Consider the following 18,870-nt stretch of genomic DNA (forward strand, 5'->3'; position numbering starts at 1 on the left):
AAAATCCTTCTTCTACTAACGAGGCAGGTTAGTGGAAGAAATAGCAAGTGGGTTTAACTAGGAGAAGTGTCTTCTGTTTTTTAAATTAAGGATATCGATAAATTAAGATTTATTTACTTAACATTATACTTATTTTCGGACCGAGGCATCTAATCGGTGAGTATATACAAACCAAGTAATGCTTGCTGTTAATAATGTTGACGAAATTAAAGCTGTAAGAACACTATATGTTTGCCAAATAAGTATCGTTGACCAATCGAAGGCAAAAAACATTATACACTGGGCAATCGTAGCGATTAGGAAAATAATTGTTACGATTGTTCTCTTTTTTGTCATTGGCTGCTGCTCATTCGTTTTCCTTTTTCTTAATCCTAAGAAAAATAACAGAACGGCTAATAGGCAAAGAATAATTGTGGTAGACGACAAAATGATGTCCAAAAGCTGTGTGCCACTTATCTCATATGACTGAGTTAGATTGCCGTTTAATATATTTTTAACTTGTAGTACCAGGTTTATATTGGTATTTGCGCCGTTGCTCAGTAAGCAGATGGCTGTTCTTTCATTTGGCAGTATGGCTACTTTGGTACTAAAATTTGGATTACCCCCAGTGTGTTCTATAAACGTTTGTTCGGCGTTTACCGACCAACCTGCCGCATAATACATATCATTGACAGCCGAAACAGACATATCACCTCTATGTGATTTTTCGATGGCCCTGTGAAATATTTCGGGTATGTCCTGCACGATACCCATCTGTATGCCCATCCAACGCGCCATATCTTTTGTATTAGAAATGATATAGCCGGCAGGTTTATTCCCAGCATAATCCGGAGCGTTAAATGGAGTTGTTATAAAAAAGGAAGAACGGTAGCCCTGTGCTAACTGTCCAGTGGCTTGAGCATCTTCTTTATAAACATACGTCTGGTGAAGACCTAAGGGTAGAAATACCTGTTCCTTCATAAAGTCTTCATAGCTTTGTCGTGATACAATCTCAATAACCAAACCCAATACGTCATAATTAACGGTTCCATAGTTATATTGTTCACCGGGAGAGAACGCCAATTCTGCATCTACCAGCGTTTCCACAGTCTTTTGCAACATATCAGGCGTATTACCTTGTGGAATATTTTGAAGATGTCTAATATTTGTTAGGCCGCTGGTATGGTGAAGAAAGTTATTTAGTGTAAGGTTTTGCATATCAACAGGTTTACCTTGATACTTTAACGTAAACCAAGGTAAATATTTTTGGATAGGGTCAGTCATTGATAGCAGCCCTTGCTCTTCCAATAGCAAAATCCCCATACCAGTAAAAGCTTTACTCACCGAGGCCAACTCATAGAGTGTATTTTCACTTGCAGACAGGCCCTTTTCAAGATCTGCATACCCAGAAGAAAAGTAGAACACTTCACCATCAGCAAGTATTGAGATTGACATTCCAGGCACACCTGACGTACGACAGGCATCATCTAGCAATGCTTGTATTGCCACAGATTTCGAATCTGACAACGCATAACCTTGTGTTGCGAATCCTGAGAATAATATAAATATCGTTAATACAAAAACAATAGTCTTTTTCATACACTCTCCTTTTTGAAGAATTATAAGGGTATAAATAACTTATTTTTATAACTATAAACTAAATTCTAATTTATCTTTCTATTCACCTATATAATATCAAATAATTGTGAAGAGTTACACTTAAACTAACGGGGGCGTTAGTTCAATAAGAAGTAAACAACTTTATTATTCATTTTTTAAGCATTACATAAGCAGATGGATATAATTTGAAACAACTTTAAAGAGCCTTGCTGCATATAGAATGTAGTAAGGCTCTTATCTTTTTTAATCAAAATTCAATAACTTTATTATCACTATACATCAAAACTATTTAATTAAAGACTAAAAAAAAGCATCTATCTTTAGATGCTTTTTTCAATCAAAAAACTATTTTTCTTTTTTCCATGATATTCGAAATTCCCCACCATGTTCTTCCGTTTTAATTTTAACCTTATATGTATCATCCTTAGGCACTTTAATATTTTTTTCGCCTTCGCCACTATTAAACTCTAGTATTGTATTATCATTTGAATCCACAACATAAGCAATTATAGTTCCTTGTTTAGTTTTATCATCAAAAGAAAAAATCCAATTCTCACCTTTTTTAACTTTCCTATCTTGAGTTGCAGATCCAGTAAATTTTCTATAATCTCCAGATATACTACCTGATACACTATCTGAAGAACCATGAACTTTACCACCAACAATAGTTCCCTCTCTTGTAAAACAACCACTAAGAATTACTAAACACAAAACAAATAAAATTGTATTTTTAAAAATTTTCAACATCATTACCCCTTCTATTCCCAATAAAATTTTCAACATTAAACTTATAAAAATAACTATAATAAAAAATTATATCCATTAAGATATATATATTTTATTATAGTTATAAATTTCAAATTATTATTTTAAATCTTCACGCAACTTAATTTCATCCTCATTTATGTAACCAGTAAAAATAACTTCTGATATGTATTCATGGTTAAAAAACATATTATATTCAGTTGAAACATTTCCAATAGGATAATAACAAGCCACATAATCCCAAGTTTCCTTAGTTTTTGAATCTTCCTGTTTTCTACCATATATCATCAAAGGTTGCTCCCATGTTTTAAATTTCACAACCGAACCAATTGGAAGTAATGTATCCTTTTCTATTTTTCCCACAATAATTCACCTCTTTATTTAATGAAAATTTTCCCTATTTTATATAAAACTAAAAAACTGATAGGAATTGTAATTAAATATATTAAAGAAAAAATCATTTTTTCCTTAAAATTATATGTAACATCAAACAATGTAAAAATAATTGTACCAAAAAAACAAATAACAAAAAGAATTGTTAAAACTTTTTTCAAACCTTCTAAAGTCATTAAAAATACTCCTTTACTTTATCTCTATTTCAACACCTGTACCCACAGGACTTGCTCCAGGCCCCCAAGGAAGATTTACTTTAAACCCACTTGAACTTACCTTAACAGTTCCACCGGCTTGTCCAAGTGAAGCTGAACCTCCAATATGCAAATCATGATCTGTAAATGGTATAGGTATATCAATACCCGCTTCATATTTTGCTAAAGAAGCTTCTGCACCAAGTTCAAATCCATTTTTATCTATTTTAGCAGAAACTTCTGCATTCGCCATACTTAAACTAGCTTCTCCTTTTAATTTTCTTCCATTAACATCTACTCCACCTTCAATACCTACTTTAACAGTATTATATGAAGCACTTCCACCAGCAATTGCTCCAGCTTTCAATTCACCACCTATAGCTTTAGCATATAATGGACCACTTTCATGGTTATATAAATATTGTTCATTAGACTTCGTACTTAACACATCAGTTATTGATTGTAAATTAACTTTATTAATAATCCATCCAGCAGCACCTAATCCAGTAGCACCTAATCCAGTAGCACCTAATCCAGTAGCACCTAATCCAGTAGCACCTAATCCAGCAGCACCTAATCCAGTAGCACCTAATCCAGTAGCACCTAATCCAGCAGCACTTAATCCAGTAGCACCTAATCCAGCAGCACCTAATCCAGTAGCACCTAATCCAGCAGCACCTAATCCAGTAGCACCTAATCCAGCAGCACCTAATCCAGTAGCACCTAATCCAGCAGCACCTAATCCAGTAGCACCTAATCCAGCAGCACCTAATCCAGTAGCACCTAATCCAGCAGCACCTAATCCAGTAGCACCTAATCCAGCAGCGCCTAATCCAGCAGCTGTTGCTACTCCATTAGCTGTTTCCATTACCACTTTTGAATCCATCAAAAACCAATCATTTTTAACAGCTTCTTTTTCAATTTGAACAGCATGAACTTTATCTTCTGATTTTTTTTGAATAGCTACTGCCCATTCCATATTTAATTCTTTCACACTAAATATCCCCGTTGAAGCACTAAAACCTTTTCCACTTTGGACTTCCGCAAGACCTGTGGCAATACTAGTTGCTAATTGAAGTGCTGTACTATAATTATTACTAGAGGTCTGATTGAATTGATACAAATGATCCAGCTTTTCTTGCAGTTTTTGCCTCATAACAATAAAAAGATTTACCATGGCATCCATACCCGGTATTGGCATAGCTTGATTGACAGCTTCCATACTTGTTTTCATTCGGTCAATTTCTCGAATTTGTTCTAATATCTCGTGTTCAATTACATCTGCCTGAGCTACCTGTGATTGAAATTGACTTGGAAAGGCATTGTTTTGTCGGATTAGCTCTTCACATAAGTAAATAATTCCTTGCGCTAAAGGACGAAAGGTTTGTACAAAAAATGATTTTGCACTGCTATATGTTTGCCCTTGTAACACAGTATCAGTTGCAAAAGCGTCAATCGACTGAATGGCTTGTTCCATGCCTTGAATGGTAGCGGTACATACAGCATTCATGCTTTGAGTTTGGCTTTGTACTTCTCCCAAATACATATTTAAACTCATGCATTGACCTCCCTTGCTAATTTTTGTTGTTGATAAGAAAGGTCGTTTTCTAAATCACTAAGGTCTCGTCTTTCTTTAAGCAACGTTTCTTTTTTGTTTTCCAATTCAGATGTGACTTTTCTTTCAATATGTTGTGCATCTTGATATGTATTCATAAGAAACTGAGACATTTCTCTATCACTATGCCAAGTTCCTAAAATTCGATCAAACAAACGATGGCTCCGACTTCTCCATTCATAAAAATCTGCTTCCGCTTGCTCCTGAATGTGAATCGCGGATTGATTTTGGTCTTGTTCTTCAAATACACTTCTTAACTTTTGATTTACTTCATTGATTTGTTTTTCAATATCTTGACTCATCATATTCCTCCTACCATTTTACCCTTATGTAGGTTGTCACATTAGCGAAAAGTGTTGTGAAGTTCGTTATCCATTCTCTCAAACTCTTGGGATACTGAATGAATATTATCCACCGCTTGTTGAAAGGCAGCGGAAAATTGTTTCGTCAAGTCTAAAACTTGCTGATTCGCTTCTTGTGATTTGAAGTTAACAGACAACGTTGTAAGCGTCGCCTTTGTTATAGAACGACTGGTTGCACTTTGAATCCTATCAGAGGCTGATCCCATTTTCGTAGCAATTTGCGTTGCTGTTTGTAAATTACTTTGAAATTGTCCCATTCTTTCAAACCCTTTCTATAAGTTTTCCAAACGCATCAAAGAAATCTCATTATATATATCCCTATCAATATCACTCGCTGGGCACGCAATCAAATGAGCCATACAATATAAGCTGTATGGCTCATTTGAAATGCTTGTTATATAGAGTATGACAATGTTTATTTCAAACCGAAATTACGTGATAATTCTTCATCATGAGAAGCAACAGCCTCTGCAGTTTTATTCAGCTGCATATTAATTTCTTGTAATAGCTGTGCGAAGTTTTGTACTTTTGGCTTTAATTCATTGAACTGTTGGTCAAAACCTTCAAATGCACGACCTTCCCATTCTCCTCTTAATTCATTTTGTAAGTTTTGTAATTGACGTAAAATGTCCTCAATTTGATTTGCACCTTGTCCATATCGAGTGGCTTTCGATTTAAGCTCCTCTGGTGACATACGAATTTGTCCAGCCATTTTCATTTCCCCTTTAATACATAATGAGCAAAATATATTTTGGTTAATTTTACTAAATATATTATAAAGTATTATTTTGAACTTTTAAACATTTTATCTTTCTATTGAATATTAGGATATTAACATTTTACTTTTTCTTACTTTAATTGTTTCTAAAATATAGAAAAGAAGCCCTAAACCAACTATCTTTTCAGCGTTAGAGATACTATTTCCGAATTTAATAATAGGTACATTTAATCCAAATCTTTCATTCCATTAATTAATCTTAATACCCAATTACCCTTTAAATATATTAAGGACAAAATATACAATCTAACATGTCATTCAAATTATAATAAAAAAATAAGGGGAATTATATGATAAGACATGCAAATATAGACAGTCGCTGACCATTAGTCTACAACCAATCCCACTCTTTACAAAAATATATCAACGTTTCGGCATAACATATCGATTTACCGACAAATTTCGCGCGCACTATCTCCTAAACTAACAACCAATCCCACACCACGTTCACCTACAAAGAAAAAAGCACCAGGTCCCCCCGATGCTTTCCCCCCTAAAACAAATGACAAGCCACCTGATGTCCCTTCGCAATCTCGACCATCTTCGGTACTTCCTGCGCGCATTTTTCAGTGGCGAATTTGCAGCGCGTTCTGAATTTGCAGCCGGATGGTGAGTTGAGTGGGCTTGGTACTTCTCCTTGCAGAATGATCCGTTCTTTGCCTGTGTTTGTTGGATCTGGTTCTGGCATGGATGAGAGTAGTGCTTGTGTGTATGGATGTGCCGGTTTTGTGTATAGGTCTTCGCTGTCGGCAATTTCTACTATGTTTCCTAAGTACATGACTCCGATTCTATCTGATATGTGTCTTACCATGGATAGGTCATGTGCGATGAATAAGTATGTGACTCCTGTTTCTTCTTGGATATCTTGCAGCATGTTTACGACTTGTGCTTGGACTGAGACGTCTAGTGCTGAGATTGGTTCGTCACATAGGATGAAGTCCGGTTTTACAGATAGTGCGCGTGCGATGCTAATGCGCTGTCTTTGGCCTCCGCTAAATTCGTGCGGGTAGCGATATAGGTGTTCTTCTTTTAATCCTACTTTTTTGAGAAGGTCTAGAATGATTTCTTTTCTTTCTTCGGCTGTGTAAGAGCCATGAATGTTCATCGGTTCGCTAATAATTTGGAATACGTTCATTGTCGGGTTTAATGATGCGTATGGGTCTTGGAAAATGATTTGCATTCGTTTTCTGTATTCTTTTAGTTCACTTTCCTTTAGATCCGCAATATCTTTTCCATCGAATAGGATGTTACCTGAAGTCACGTCGTGTAAACGAATGATGCTTCTTCCTGTCGTTGATTTCCCGCAGCCGGATTCCCCTACTAGTCCGAATGTTTCACCCTTTTTAATTGTGAAGCTTAGGTCATCAACTGCTTTTAATTGCTCTGTTTTTCTGCCGAATAGTCCTTTTTTAATAGGAAAATACTTTTTTAAGTTCCGAACTTCAATTAAGTTTTCTTCATGCATGTGAATCACCTACCGCTCTATCGTTTAGCCAGCACATGGAGCGTCTTCCGTTTCCAATTTCAAAATATGGTGGACGTTCTTTTTCACAAATGTCCATTTTATGTGGGCAACGCTCTGCGAATGGGCACCCTTTCGGCGGGTGTAGTAAGTTTGGCGTTACACCTTGAATTGGCGCTAGTCTTTCTTTTACTCCGTTCGATATTTTTGGCAGAGAGTTTAATAAGCCTTTCGTGTATGGATGATTCGGCGATTGAAAAATATCAAGTACATGTCCTTCTTCCATAATAAGTCCGCCGTACATAACGATGACGCGTGTACAGTTTTGCGCAACAATTCCAAGATCATGTGTAATAAGAAGTAACGACATATTCGTTTCGTTTTTTAAGTTTTTCATTAAATCTAGTATTTGCGCTTGTATCGTTACGTCAAGCGCTGTCGTCGGTTCGTCCGCAATGAGAAGGTCTGGATTACAAGACATTGCCATCGCGATCATAACCCGTTGTTTCATTCCGCCGCTTAGTTCATGCGGATATTGTTTTACCCTTTCTTCCGGTGAAGAAAGACCGACTTGTTTTAGCAAATTGACCGCGATATTTTGTGCTTCTTTCTTTTTCACTTTTTGATGCCGAATAATTACTTCCGTCATTTGCTTTCCAATTTTCACAACTGGATTTAGTGCAGACATTGGATCTTGGGATATGAGTGAAATTTGATTCCCTCTAATGGAACGTAATTCTTTCTCCGATTTAGAAAGCACGTTTTCATTTTGAAAAAGAATCTCTCCTGCTTTCACTTTCCCTGGCGACGTAACGAGGGCCATAACCGATTTCGCCATAACGCTCTTTCCGCTTCCCGATTCGCCAACAATCCCAACGACTTCACCCTTTTTCAAGCTAAATGAAACGCCGCGAACCGCTTCTACTTCGCCGTCTTCTATGAAAAAAGAAGTCTTTAAGTTTTTCACTTCTAATAGTTTTTCAGACACGCTTTTCACTCCCCCTCACTTAAAGCATTAGTTCTCATGATGAGCCCCTTTTGGCGCGAAAGCTTTTTTCAACGCTTCACCGATTACGTTAAAACTTAGTACTGTTAATAAAATAAGGAACCCTGGGAAGAGTGTTAAATACCAAGCTTCACCTATATATCCTTGCGCATTATTTAGCATGCTGCCCCAAGAAGAATCTGGTTCTCTAATACCTAATCCTAAGAAGCTAAGTGATGATTCCATTAAAATCGATGTCGCAATTGTTAATGTCGCTGCGATTATAATGGTCGATAAAATGTTAGGGATGATGTGTCTTACAATAATCATGAGTGATTTTTGTCCGGATACTTTTGCATATAAAACGTACTCACGCTCTTTTACAGATAACGTTTCTGCCCTTACGATACGCGCGGTATCCATCCACGTTAATAGTCCGATGATAAGAACAAGCGTTGTAATTCCTGGTTTTAAATACGCATTTAATAACAGCATTAAGAAGAATGATGGAATCGACATAAGAACTTCAACAATTCGCATTAAGAAGTTGTCTAACTTTCCGCCAAAATATCCGCTAATTGTTCCTACTGCGGTCCCGATTGTAATGGAAACAACCATCGCTAGAAAACCAACAGCAAGGGAAACTCGTCCGCCATATAACGCTCTCGTTAAGTAATCCCTTCCGTAATCATCTGTGCCGAACGGATGACTCATACTCGGTTCTTGTAAACGATCTGGAATCGACATTTTACTAGGATCGTACGGTGATACGAATGCGAAAAGAGACGCGATTGTTAAAACACCCAGTATAATAACTCCCATTACTACAAACTTATTTTTTGTAAAACTATTTTTTATCGTTTGAAATCTCCTATTGTTCATTCCAAATCACCCCCTCATTCGAATGCGCGGATCTACTACGCCATATAAAATATCAGCAATTAAATTACCGAGAATTAACATGAACGATGATAATAATGTGATTGCCATAATAATTGGATAATCAAATCTAAAAATAGCATTTACCCCGAGTGAACCAAGTCCCGGCCATGAGAATACTGTTTCCGTAATAAAAGCTCCGCCTACTAAACTCGGAATAGATAATCCGAAAATTGTAATGATCGGTATTAATACGTTTCGAAGTACGTGATTAAATAAAACTGTTTTCTGTGAAGCACCGTACGCATATTGAATTTGTACGTAATCTTCTTCTAATTGCTGGATGGTACTTGAGCGAATATATCTCATATAGACAGAGATGTTTTGGAACGCTAGCACCATGCAAGGTAAAATACCGTGCTGGACAATATCCCAGAAGGAATCTTGACCGACTGTGCGCATACCCATACTCGGAAGCATGTTCAACTTTAAAGAGAATAAGTAGATTAATAGTAACGCGAACCAAAAAACTGGCATTGAGATTCCCACATAGGAGATGAAGTTCACAATGCGGTCAAAGAACGAGTTCTTTTTCACACCTGTAAATAATCCAAGCGGGATTGCGATTACAAATGAGACGAGTAAAGATGATCCCATTAACCCGATTGTTGCGGGTAATCTTTCTGTAATAAGTTCTAAAACAGGACGATGGTTTTGAAGTGAGTATCCAAAATTCCCTGTTAAAATATTTTTTAACCATAAAAAATATTGCACGTAAATCGGCTGATCTAGTCCTAAACTTTTGCGAATACGTTCAACGTCAATCGGACTCATATTCGGCGTTACAAAGTTTCGAACGGGATCGCCCGGTGCTAGTTTTATTAATAGAAAAGAAATAATAGAAATAACAAATAAAAGCGGAATTGCATTTAAAAGCCTCTTTGCAATTACTTTATACACAAACTTCCCCCCTCAAGATAAAGTGAAACTTTAATCAGCCCTACTCCCGCCTAACTTCCTCGCATTCGCCAAGTTTTGAGGTGGGAGTCTTACTGCCCATTAAAGCGGGATAAAGAAGCTGATTTCCACCAGCTTCTTTACTGTTTCTTATTTCACTTCATAGATTTTCGATAGATCTTCAAACATTGTGACAGGAATTGCTTTTGCTTCTTTTAATCCATCAAACTTTTTATCTACTGCAATAACTGCTTTCGGATATGCGATTGGTAGATAAGGTAAGTCTTCTCTCGCTGTCTCTTGAATTTTATGGTATAGTTCTGCGCGTTTCGTTTTATCTGTTTCAACTGCAGCTTCTTCCCATAATTTATCGAAATCAGCATTTTTATAACGTGCATAATTGTATTCTGCATTACTTAAGAATAAGCTCTTATATGAATCAGGCTCTGGTCCCATTATGTAACCACCGAATGTAATGTCATATTCTTTATTCTCTTTATCTAAGCCTTTTTCACTTGCTGCACTAGCATCTAATGCATTCAGTTCAACTTGTAAGCCAACTTCTTGTAATTTTTGCTGTGTATAAAGTGCTAGACTTTCCATGATTTTATTATTCGTTACATACATAACGCGGATTTTTTCTTTATCTTTCACACCAGCTTTTGCTAATAAATCTTTCGCTTCTTTTTGATCATACTTATACTCTTTAATATCTTTCGCATAATACATAGCGTCTGGCGTTAAGATTGAATTTGCCGGTTCTGCAAATTGACTAGAAACGAACGCTGAGTTAATCATTTCTTTCTTATCTAATGCATGCGCAATTGCTTGGCGCACTTCTTTTTTCTTCATAAGATCTGTATTAAAGTTATAAGCTAAGTAGAATAATCTACCTTCAGGGAATGTGACCATTGAGAAGTTCCCAGTGCTATCTAATTTCTTAAAGTCTTGCGGCTCAATCATCTTCATGTTGATTTGACCATTTTGTAGTGAAACATTTGCTGTATTACGGTCTTTTACAACACGATATACGATAGAGTCTAATTTAGCTTTACCACCGACATAATCATCGAATCGATCTAATGCAACGTACTCATCTGATTTATACTCTTTAAACTTAAATGGACCTGATCCTACAGGCTGTAAGTTTTTCTTACTCTTCACTAAATCCGCTTCACCTTCAAATACATGTTTCGGAATTGGGAAGAAATCGTTCATAACCCCTTCGAAAGATGCACTTACTTGTGGTAAAACGAATTGAGTCGTTAGCTCATCCACTTTTTTCACCTCAAGCGGCTTTCCTTTAAAAATAAAGTTTTCACGGCTTGAACTATTTTGCTTCTCATCTAGAATAGATTTGAATGTAAATACAATATCATCTGATGTAATTTTCTTACCATCATGCCATTTCAAATTATCTTTTAGTTTTAAAGTCCATGTTAATTGATCCTCTGAAGGCGTAAAGCTCTCAGCAAGAACAAACTTTTTCTTACCGTCTTCCATATGATACAGCGGTGCATATAAAGCTTGCTGTATCGTTAATGACACTCGATCATTCGCATAAAGCGGGTTCATCGTATCTGGATTATCACTAACACCAACTGTTAACGTTCCTCCATCTTTCGGAGTCCCTGATTTACTAGTGTTCGCTTGCTTCGAAGAATCTTTCTCCCCTGAGCAAGCCGCTAATGCAATAAGTAATAGTAGGACAAATGGTAATGCAAACAACTTCTTCATATTTCGACCCCTCTCGACTATTTACACCTATAAGAAAACTCGGAATTAATACCGAGTTTTCTTATAGGTTTTAAATTACCACTACCCGTATGTATTGTCAAACTTTTTCGCAAAGATAGACAGTTTGAAATCTATTAATGAATTCTTGCGATAAAATATATTTATGCGGAGGGTAAAATAAAAAGACCACGAATAGGTAGCCTAGCAAAATGAGCTAGAAAACTAGCAGCGTACAGGAAATTTCTCTGAAATGGTTGTTATATATAATTGAAAATGTAGAATGAGATTAAAGATAAAAAAACATTTTTAGGAGGTTATCATGACGTTTGATGAATTGAAAAAAAACAAACCAACAACCCCATGGGTTGAGCATGATGAAGATGGGGAATTTTTCACTGAAGAAAATATAAGTGCAACAAATAAAGTTCTCGACACTTACATTAACAATTTACAGCAATTAGGCGAGAATCCAACCGAAGTCGAAGTAATGCAAGTTGTTAAAGAGGTAGTTATTAAATTAAATGAACTAAATATCGAACATGACCATTTTATCGAAACAATGGAAAGAGAAGATCTCTATGAATTTATCGATGCAGCTGCACGAATAGCTGGCTTAGAATCCGAAGAAGATATAACAGAAGAATGGCGGGAATGGTAAAAAAATCTGCATACTTGATATCTAAATTTACTCCTTCATAAAACTTTGTCCCTTATTCTCCAATTGGAAAATAAGGGACAAACAAAGCTAATCAAATACTGATATACATTAAAATCTCCATTCATTTCCCATTACTTTAAAATACAGTTTTTCAAACCCACTAAAATACTTACTATAAATACTTAACATTTCAATATATGTATGAATAACTTGACTTAAATCAAAATGAACACCATCTTTAGCTAAGTCATAGCTATCGTCTAGACTATACAATTCAAAGTATTCCGCCTCCCAATGCACCCCTCTGTTGACTAAAAGTCTAGTGGTGCATTTAATTGATTCTTCAATCGTCAGTTCATGTTTTTTTAGTTTTTCATGAATGACGGAAAGAGTTAACTTAACAGTGTATTCTTCATCAACTGTGCTACTAAACTCAAATAACTTCCCTTCAATATCATCTATCTTTGCTTTAGACATTAAGGATATCTCAATTATTTCATATGGCGGACTGTCACTTGCTTCAATCAATTTATCACACCATTGAATTACTTCAGCTTTACTCCACAACCCACAGCAAAGCCCTAAGCCATAAATACGAGTTAATTTCCGAACTAAATCCAAGGTTTCTCACCTGCAATTTCTTATATGCATTTTTGTTTAATTTTAACAGAATATATGATACATCACATAATTTCTTTGCAAACACTACACATTACAATTGAGATGCATACGCGCATTATAAACAAAAAGACCACCCAAAAGGCAGCCTCACAACTGAATCGTAGTACCCACTCCACGTTCCATCGCTTTTTCATACAAATACTTCGCAACAATTATATCTACTACTGCTAAACCTACTGATTTGAAAATAGTAATCTCTTCATCATTCTCTCTACCAGCCTTTTCCCCGCTTATAATCTGACCAAGTTCGGCGTGGATGTCGCTCGCTTCAAATAATCCTTCTTTTATAGGAACTTGAAGGTCACCCGTTTCTTCGAGTGCTGCTTCTTTTGATTCGACTACTACTTTGTTTGCGCCCGCGATAGCGTGAGATGGTAGTTCTTGCATGCTCGGTCTGAATGAACCGACGGCGTTTATGTAAACGCCTTTTTGTAGTTTTTCTGAGAAGACTGGTGTGGATGCATTCGTTGTTGTGACGATGATGTCCGCTTCGCTTATTGCTTCATTTGGATCCCTGTAGACGTAAGCTGGTTTGTTAAATGTCTCCTGGATATATTGCGCGAATGCATACGCTTTTTCTTCCGTTCGGTTATATAAGGTGACTTTTTCGATGTCTCTAACTGCAAGTACAGCTTCTGCAATTCCTTTCGCTTGTTCACCAGTACCGATAATGCATAAGTTTTTTGCGTTATGACGAGCTAAATGTTTTGTCGCTACTCCTGATAAGGCGCCTGTTCGAATCATCGTTAAGTACGATCCTTCTAAAAGTGCGAGTGGTTCTCCCGTTTGAAAGTCTGATAGCATAACGATCCCGTTTATCGTCTTCTTTCCTATCTTTTTATTATGCGGAGCTACCGTTACTACTTTTAAACCGAGCGCTTCGAGTCCTTCCGCTACTGAAGGCATAATTAATGCGGTATTTTGCCCGTTCGCAAATGGTAATGAGGCGCGAATTGGTGTGATCGTTCTTTCTGCTGAAAATTCTTTTAAAGCAAGCGCCGCGTATTCAATGACTTCCTTCATATTTACTAAGTTTCGTTGTTCGTTCGCGCTTATGACTAGCATATCTTTCCACCTCCTCCTTCTCCTCTAACAAAAATCCCCTATTCAAATCATCTCTCGGGTCTACAACAAACTGATGAAATCCTGTAATAAATGCATTCCCCGTTACTTTCGGAATGACAGCTTCATATGTATCTACTGCGGTTAACGACAATACTTCCCCCTCGAATTTCCCGTTAGTAATGCATTCGTGGACGAAAATTTCTCCCTTTTGTAACGCATCTTTTTCAAAAAGAGTTGCGATTCTTACGGAAGTTCCTGTACCGCAAGGGGAACGGTCTACTTGCCCATCAGCAAAGATCGTTACATTTCGTAAAGTAGCGTCTTTTCCTTTCGGTTCATCTGAGAAAATAACGCCGTATATTCCTTTTAAATCTTCTTCAAGTGGATGTTTTACTTCCATTTGACTTTCAATGTAGTGTTTAATTTTACCGCCCCACGTTTGAATAGCAGATAAGTCTTTGAAATCGACTTTCAAACCAAATTTTTTACTATCTACTACCGCATAAAAAGCTCCGCCAAACGCGATATCTACTTGAAATTCATAGTTATCTATTTTAATAGGAACATCTTTCTTATATACAAATGAAGGAACGTTTTCAAATGATACAGACTCTACTTCGCTCCCGTTATATGTTGCATACGCAATGACTTCCCCAGCAGGGCTATCAATAATAAATTTTTGTTTTTCACCTGTCACTTCAAACATACCTGTTTCAATTCCAACTGTAATAACAGCGATAATTCCGTGACCACACATCGTACTCCAGCCTTCATTGTGCATAAATAATACGCCAAAATCAGCATGAGGACTTGCGGGCGGAGTAATGATACAACCGTACATTCCGTGATGTCCTCTCGGTTCATACATAAGAACCTCGCGAAGATGATCCAAATGTTCCATGCAGTATGCGCGTCTTTCTAATTGCGTTTCTCCCTTTACCTCTGGCACTCCGCCCGTAATAATTCGAAGCGGTTCCCCAGCTACGTGAGCATCAATTGTTGTGTATATTTTACTAACCTTCATTTCTATCTCTCCCCTATATGTTAATACTATTTTCATTGCAAGTATCATGCCAACGCATAGAGTATAAAGTGAAACTTTAATCAGTGGGGGGGGGCTTCATCCCCCACTGATTATTAGCCCACACCAATCGGGCTTTTACGGGCAGTTAATGCGGGATAAATCTGTATACATTTTTTGAAAAATACACACTACTGTCTACTTTTTTATACAGTAGGTGATTATTAGCCCCAAAACAAAAAAATCCCCCGAAAACTCAGGGGGATGATTTAAACCATAACTTTGCCACTTAGATAAGGTTATGGTTCCCTTTAAAATAGCGTTGCGAAATTCGAGTTAAAAATCAAATTTATTCTTCACTCTCCAAGCTTTCCCACTCACTCAAATACATGACGTCTTGTTTTACTTTTTTCTTTTCAGGAAGTAAACATAGAAATTCTAAAGAATTGCCGTCAGGATCGTAAAAATAAAGATTTGCACTAGGTGTCCAAGTTTGAACCATAGGCTCGGAAGGTTCAAGACCGAAAGCAGCCCTTGGGTTTATTCCTTTATTAAGAAGCCATTCTCTTGCATGAATGATTTCTTCATAGTTAACCTTGAATGCAAAGTGACTTGTATGGAATGCTTCTTCCGATACTTCCCAAATGCCCAGCATTTGTTCCTTCTTATTTTCTTTATCAAACCAAAAGAAAGCTACACGGCGTTCTTCAATAGTGCGAGCATGAAATAATCCAAGTTTAGTATAAAACTCTTTTGCCACTTCTAAATTTTTTGTTTTAACATGTGTTTCATATAAAGTACCTGGAAACAAAGCATATCCCTCCTTTATATTTTTAGAAATCCTTACTATAAAGCCTACTTTAATAAACTAGAAATAGAAGTGATATCGTATTTCCTTTAAATATTTTTCAATTTCGTAGCCCTAATGCTGAAGAAAAACCATCACTGATTAAAGTTTTACTTTATGAGAAGGGGTTCTTCAAATTCATGATTTTCGGTAATATTATCGTTCAAAGTGAGGCGGATTTATGACTCAAATCACTCGGGGGACCCATTACCCATCAAATCCTAACCGCCACCACATCCGGCACTTGCTTAGCAATCTCCTCACCAATCTTTATACTAGCCGTTGCCGCTGGAGATGGCGCATTACAAATATGCAGAGAATTGATGCCGGGGATAATGCAGAAGTCATCAACCATATTTCCGTTTGATAAAATGGCTTGTGCCCTTACTCCTGCATGGGTTGGCATGATATCTTTCTCTGTAAGTTCTGGTATTAGGCGCTGTAAGCTTTTTAGGAATGATTGTTTACTAAATGAGCGCACCATTTCTTTTATGCCTTCTTTCATATTTGGCATCGCCATTTTCCAAAATCCTGTGTATGTCATTGTTTCCATGAAGTCTTTTATATCGAAGTCCGTTTTCGTATAGCCTTCGCGTTTGAAGCTTAATACGGCATTTGGTCCTGCATGTACGTCTCCGTTTATCATTCTTGTGAAATGAACACCTAGAAATGGGAATTCTGGATTTGGAACTGGATAGATTAAATGTTTTACGAGATGGCGTTTTTCTGGGACAAGTTCGTAATATTCACCACGAAACGGAACAATTTTCATATCCGTTAATATGCCTGTCTTTTTTGCAATACGGTCACTATGTAATCCAGCGCAGTTAATGAGAAATTTCGTTTTAAATACACCTTGATTCGTCTCAATTGTTACGGCGTCTTTCTTCTCCGTAATACGCTCCGCCGCTGTTCCTAAATGTACTTCTCCCCCGCTTTCCTGAATTAAGCGAGCAAATGCATAACTTACTCCTTTATAATCAGCAATTCCGCAAGAAGGAACACGGATTGCGCCAAGTCCTTTTACATGCGGTTCAATTTCAGCTAATTCTACCTTATCTATTTTTTCAATATGTAAATCGTTTTGTAGGCCTCTTTCATATAAGTTATGTAAAAGAGGCAGTTCGTCCTTTTCTGTAGCGACAATTACTTTTCCGCACATGTCATAAGCGATGTCATTTTCTTTACAAAATTGAACCATAGCTGCGTTTCCTTCTTTGGCAAACTTCGCTTTATAACTCCCTGGTTTATAATAAATTCCAGAGTGAATTACTCCGCTATTATGTCCAGTTTGATGATGTGCAAGTTCCTTTTCTTTTTCAATGATCGCGATTTTCGCACGAGGGAATTTTTTCGTTAAAGCCATTCCTGTTGAAAGCCCAACAATTCCTCCGCCAATAATTATAAAGTCATACATCCTACTTCCCCCTTAATATGATGAAAGGCAGGCCTTTTTTAAGACCCGCCGTACAAACTTATTTAGAAAAACAACCACGTTGACGCATTAGTTCTCTATATAAATCTTTATTTTTTTCAAATGCAGCTCTTCCGTGCATCCAAAATAAGTTATTTAAAAGAACTAAGTCACCAATTGGTAATTTCAATGCATGTGTTGCTGGTGAGTTTTCAACAGAATATGATAAGTCTTTCAGATAGTTTGCTTGTTCAATATTATCTGGATAAGCGAACTGATCAATAAAGCAAATACATGGTGCGTTATTTACGTCAAAAAATGTTTCACGATAGACGATTTCTTGCGCATTTTTACTTGGTGGTGCTTTATACGTAACCTTAACAGATGCGAGCGAATGATTTCTAAATTTCTGAAGGTCTTCCCAATCGTCTAAATGTAGTAAACGAGATTCTCCTCCTACTGCATTTTGCTCTTCAATTTTCATCATAAGAAGCCAATCTGTCGGCTCATCAACGAATGTACCGTCTGTATGCAGTGTAAACAATCGGTACGCTTGACGAAGGTAAGAATCACTACTATCCGTATCTTTCACATTAAATCTAGCATAGTACGTTCCTGTCATTGCATCAAAGTTTGGCTCCCCGATTAAATGTGTTAATGCTGTTGCAAATTTCACGTAGTCTGCTGGATCTGACGTTTCACCTTGTACCCCAATTGTAAATCCGCCCGTTTCACGGTCATGAACAATGCCGCGAATGTTATCCATAAATGATTGCCCAAAAATCTTTCTCATTCCATCCGCAAGATTAAACCGAGAATAAGGAATGTATTGTAATGACTGCTCTGAATGCTCTTTTACCTCTTCAAAAAACTGCTTAAGCAATTGCTGGTTTAGCGTAATATGATATAAACGTTTATGCTCTGGATGAGGAACAATCTCATACCCCTCATATTTCTTTGCAAATTTCATCTTTGCATTTTGTTCTGTAATAATCGACATTTCAATTCCTCCCTAATTTAAATATGAAGAATGTATTGACGCTTTTTACAGACAGTTATCCTTATCTTCTTATGCTGAGATTCGGTCTTACTGTCCTAACAACGAAAAAGCCAGTTATACGCATACCACGACATAAAATCGTAGAAACGTACAACTGGCTCATAATTACGAGTGTTCTTTAATCTCTTAAAGTACAATAATAATAGACAGTTTGTATGAGAATATTTGTAAAACAGGAAAGCAAGATCGAATATAGAGAAGGCTAATTTCTCGTATGGATCTTATTAATTAAATAATAATTCAAAATATTCTAACTGTCAATTCGTTTTTTATTATTTTCTCTACATACTTTATATGTTTTAAAAATCCCCTTACTTTCTACGCACCCTCTTTTTTTCATCTCTTGTTTTACAACTTTCACTTCATTTAACTTTTTCATAGTTCTTGCCTCCTCAATA

20 protein-coding genes and 2 pseudogenes are annotated in these 18,870 nt (G+C 36.7%); 1 reads left to right on the plus strand and 21 read right to left on the minus strand.

The annotated features are described in order from the left end of the window. Positions 1 to 129 precede the first annotated feature (129 nt). The 14 genes and pseudogenes from JFU18_RS10915 to JFU18_RS10975 all read right to left on the minus strand — a co-directional run bounded on the left by JFU18_RS10915 (position 130) and on the right by JFU18_RS10975 (position 11,726). Complete coding sequence (locus JFU18_RS10915) at positions 130 to 1,578, minus strand: serine hydrolase domain-containing protein (protein ID WP_116366745.1); 1,449 nt, start codon at positions 1,576 to 1,578, stop codon at positions 130 to 132. Positions 1,579 to 1,944: 366 nt separating this feature from the next. Continuing rightward, a complete protein-coding gene (locus JFU18_RS10920; protein WP_016119699.1) occupies positions 1,945 to 2,346 on the minus strand; it encodes a hypothetical protein in 402 nt (133 codons plus the stop codon). Between the two features lie 117 nt (positions 2,347 to 2,463). Next, on the minus strand, positions 2,464 to 2,727 hold the full coding sequence (locus tag JFU18_RS10925; RefSeq protein WP_000515962.1) for a DUF4176 domain-containing protein: 264 nt from the start codon (positions 2,725 to 2,727) through the stop codon (positions 2,464 to 2,466). 14 nt (positions 2,728 to 2,741) lie between these two features. Then, positions 2,742 to 2,933 carry a hypothetical protein gene (locus tag JFU18_RS10930; protein WP_000171320.1) on the minus strand — a complete coding sequence of 64 codons (192 nt, stop codon included), beginning with the start codon at positions 2,931 to 2,933 and terminating at the stop codon, positions 2,742 to 2,744. 13 nt (positions 2,934 to 2,946) lie between these two features. Further along, positions 2,947 to 4,509: a T7SS effector LXG polymorphic toxin gene (locus tag JFU18_RS10935; protein ID WP_201034768.1), complete on the minus strand. Its 1,563-nt coding sequence runs from the start codon at positions 4,507 to 4,509 to the stop codon at positions 2,947 to 2,949. Next, a complete protein-coding gene (locus JFU18_RS10940; RefSeq protein WP_016119688.1) occupies positions 4,506 to 4,868 on the minus strand; it encodes a DUF3958 family protein in 363 nt (120 codons plus the stop codon). The genes JFU18_RS10935 and JFU18_RS10940 overlap by 4 nt, the downstream gene beginning before the upstream one ends. Positions 4,869 to 4,909: 41 nt before the next feature. Then, on the minus strand, positions 4,910 to 5,185 hold the full coding sequence (locus JFU18_RS10945) for a TIGR04197 family type VII secretion effector (RefSeq protein WP_201034767.1): 276 nt from the start codon (positions 5,183 to 5,185) through the stop codon (positions 4,910 to 4,912). Positions 5,186 to 5,343: 158 nt separating this feature from the next. Further along, positions 5,344 to 5,640 carry a WXG100 family type VII secretion target gene (locus JFU18_RS10950; RefSeq protein WP_000918596.1) on the minus strand — a complete coding sequence of 99 codons (297 nt, stop codon included), beginning with the start codon at positions 5,638 to 5,640 and terminating at the stop codon, positions 5,344 to 5,346. Positions 5,641 to 5,751: 111 nt separating this feature from the next. Beyond that, positions 5,752 to 5,895 (minus strand): annotated as a pseudogene (locus JFU18_RS29865) (ABC transporter ATP-binding protein); the annotation flags it as partial. A gap of 304 nt (positions 5,896 to 6,199) precedes the next feature. Next, the gene (locus JFU18_RS10955) at positions 6,200 to 7,171 is read right to left on the minus strand and encodes an ABC transporter ATP-binding protein (protein ID WP_061689456.1); all 972 of its coding nucleotides are present in this window, start codon (positions 7,169 to 7,171) and stop codon (positions 6,200 to 6,202) included. Continuing rightward, positions 7,164 to 8,156, minus strand: a complete 993-nt coding sequence (locus JFU18_RS10960) for an ABC transporter ATP-binding protein (RefSeq protein WP_103458276.1) — start codon at positions 8,154 to 8,156, stop codon at positions 7,164 to 7,166. Before JFU18_RS10960 ends, JFU18_RS10955 begins: the two co-directional genes overlap by 8 nt. A 27-nt stretch (positions 8,157 to 8,183) precedes the next feature. Further along, positions 8,184 to 9,035 carry an ABC transporter permease gene (locus JFU18_RS10965; protein ID WP_002035185.1) on the minus strand — a complete coding sequence of 284 codons (852 nt, stop codon included), beginning with the start codon at positions 9,033 to 9,035 and terminating at the stop codon, positions 8,184 to 8,186. A gap of 6 nt (positions 9,036 to 9,041) precedes the next feature. Further along, positions 9,042 to 9,992 (minus strand): ABC transporter permease, encoded by a 951-nt coding sequence (locus JFU18_RS10970; RefSeq protein WP_002035186.1) that lies wholly within the window; start codon positions 9,990 to 9,992, stop codon positions 9,042 to 9,044. Between the two features lie 147 nt (positions 9,993 to 10,139). After that, positions 10,140 to 11,726: an ABC transporter substrate-binding protein gene (locus JFU18_RS10975; protein ID WP_201034766.1), complete on the minus strand. Its 1,587-nt coding sequence runs from the start codon at positions 11,724 to 11,726 to the stop codon at positions 10,140 to 10,142. A 319-nt stretch (positions 11,727 to 12,045) separates the two neighbouring features. Between JFU18_RS10975 and JFU18_RS10980 the strand changes: the two genes are divergently transcribed. Beyond that, on the plus strand, positions 12,046 to 12,384 hold the full coding sequence (locus JFU18_RS10980) for a hypothetical protein (RefSeq protein ID WP_201034765.1): 339 nt from the start codon (positions 12,046 to 12,048) through the stop codon (positions 12,382 to 12,384). Between the two features lie 108 nt (positions 12,385 to 12,492). Here the strand turns inward: JFU18_RS10980 and JFU18_RS10985 are convergent, their stop codons facing one another. From JFU18_RS10985 to JFU18_RS30200, 7 genes and pseudogenes are all read right to left on the minus strand, one after another. Further along, positions 12,493 to 13,005, minus strand: a complete 513-nt coding sequence (locus tag JFU18_RS10985; RefSeq protein WP_002030070.1) for a hypothetical protein — start codon at positions 13,003 to 13,005, stop codon at positions 12,493 to 12,495. Positions 13,006 to 13,152: 147 nt separating this feature from the next. Beyond that, on the minus strand, positions 13,153 to 14,130 hold the full coding sequence (locus JFU18_RS10990) for an ornithine cyclodeaminase family protein (protein WP_201034764.1): 978 nt from the start codon (positions 14,128 to 14,130) through the stop codon (positions 13,153 to 13,155). A 25-nt stretch (positions 14,131 to 14,155) separates the two neighbouring features. Then, positions 14,156 to 15,202, minus strand: a pseudogene (locus tag JFU18_RS10995) (proline racemase family protein); the annotation flags it as partial. Between the two features lie 298 nt (positions 15,203 to 15,500). After that, complete coding sequence (locus JFU18_RS11000) at positions 15,501 to 15,962, minus strand: VOC family protein (RefSeq protein ID WP_002125581.1); 462 nt, start codon at positions 15,960 to 15,962, stop codon at positions 15,501 to 15,503. 250 nt (positions 15,963 to 16,212) lie between these two features. After that, positions 16,213 to 17,415 carry an L-2-hydroxyglutarate oxidase gene (lhgO, locus tag JFU18_RS11005; RefSeq protein ID WP_201034763.1) on the minus strand — a complete coding sequence of 401 codons (1,203 nt, stop codon included), beginning with the start codon at positions 17,413 to 17,415 and terminating at the stop codon, positions 16,213 to 16,215. Positions 17,416 to 17,473: 58 nt separating this feature from the next. Next, positions 17,474 to 18,412 (minus strand): glutarate dioxygenase GlaH, encoded by a 939-nt coding sequence (gene glaH / locus JFU18_RS11010; protein ID WP_002087318.1) that lies wholly within the window; start codon positions 18,410 to 18,412, stop codon positions 17,474 to 17,476. Positions 18,413 to 18,722: 310 nt separating this feature from the next. After that, complete coding sequence (locus tag JFU18_RS30200) at positions 18,723 to 18,851, minus strand: hypothetical protein (RefSeq protein WP_274606767.1); 129 nt, start codon at positions 18,849 to 18,851, stop codon at positions 18,723 to 18,725. Between the last annotated feature and the right edge of the window lie 19 nt (positions 18,852 to 18,870).

It is taken from the genome of Bacillus sp. TH22, assembly GCF_016651015.1.
GTDB lineage: Bacteria > Bacillota > Bacilli > Bacillales > Bacillaceae_G > Bacillus_A > Bacillus_A mycoides.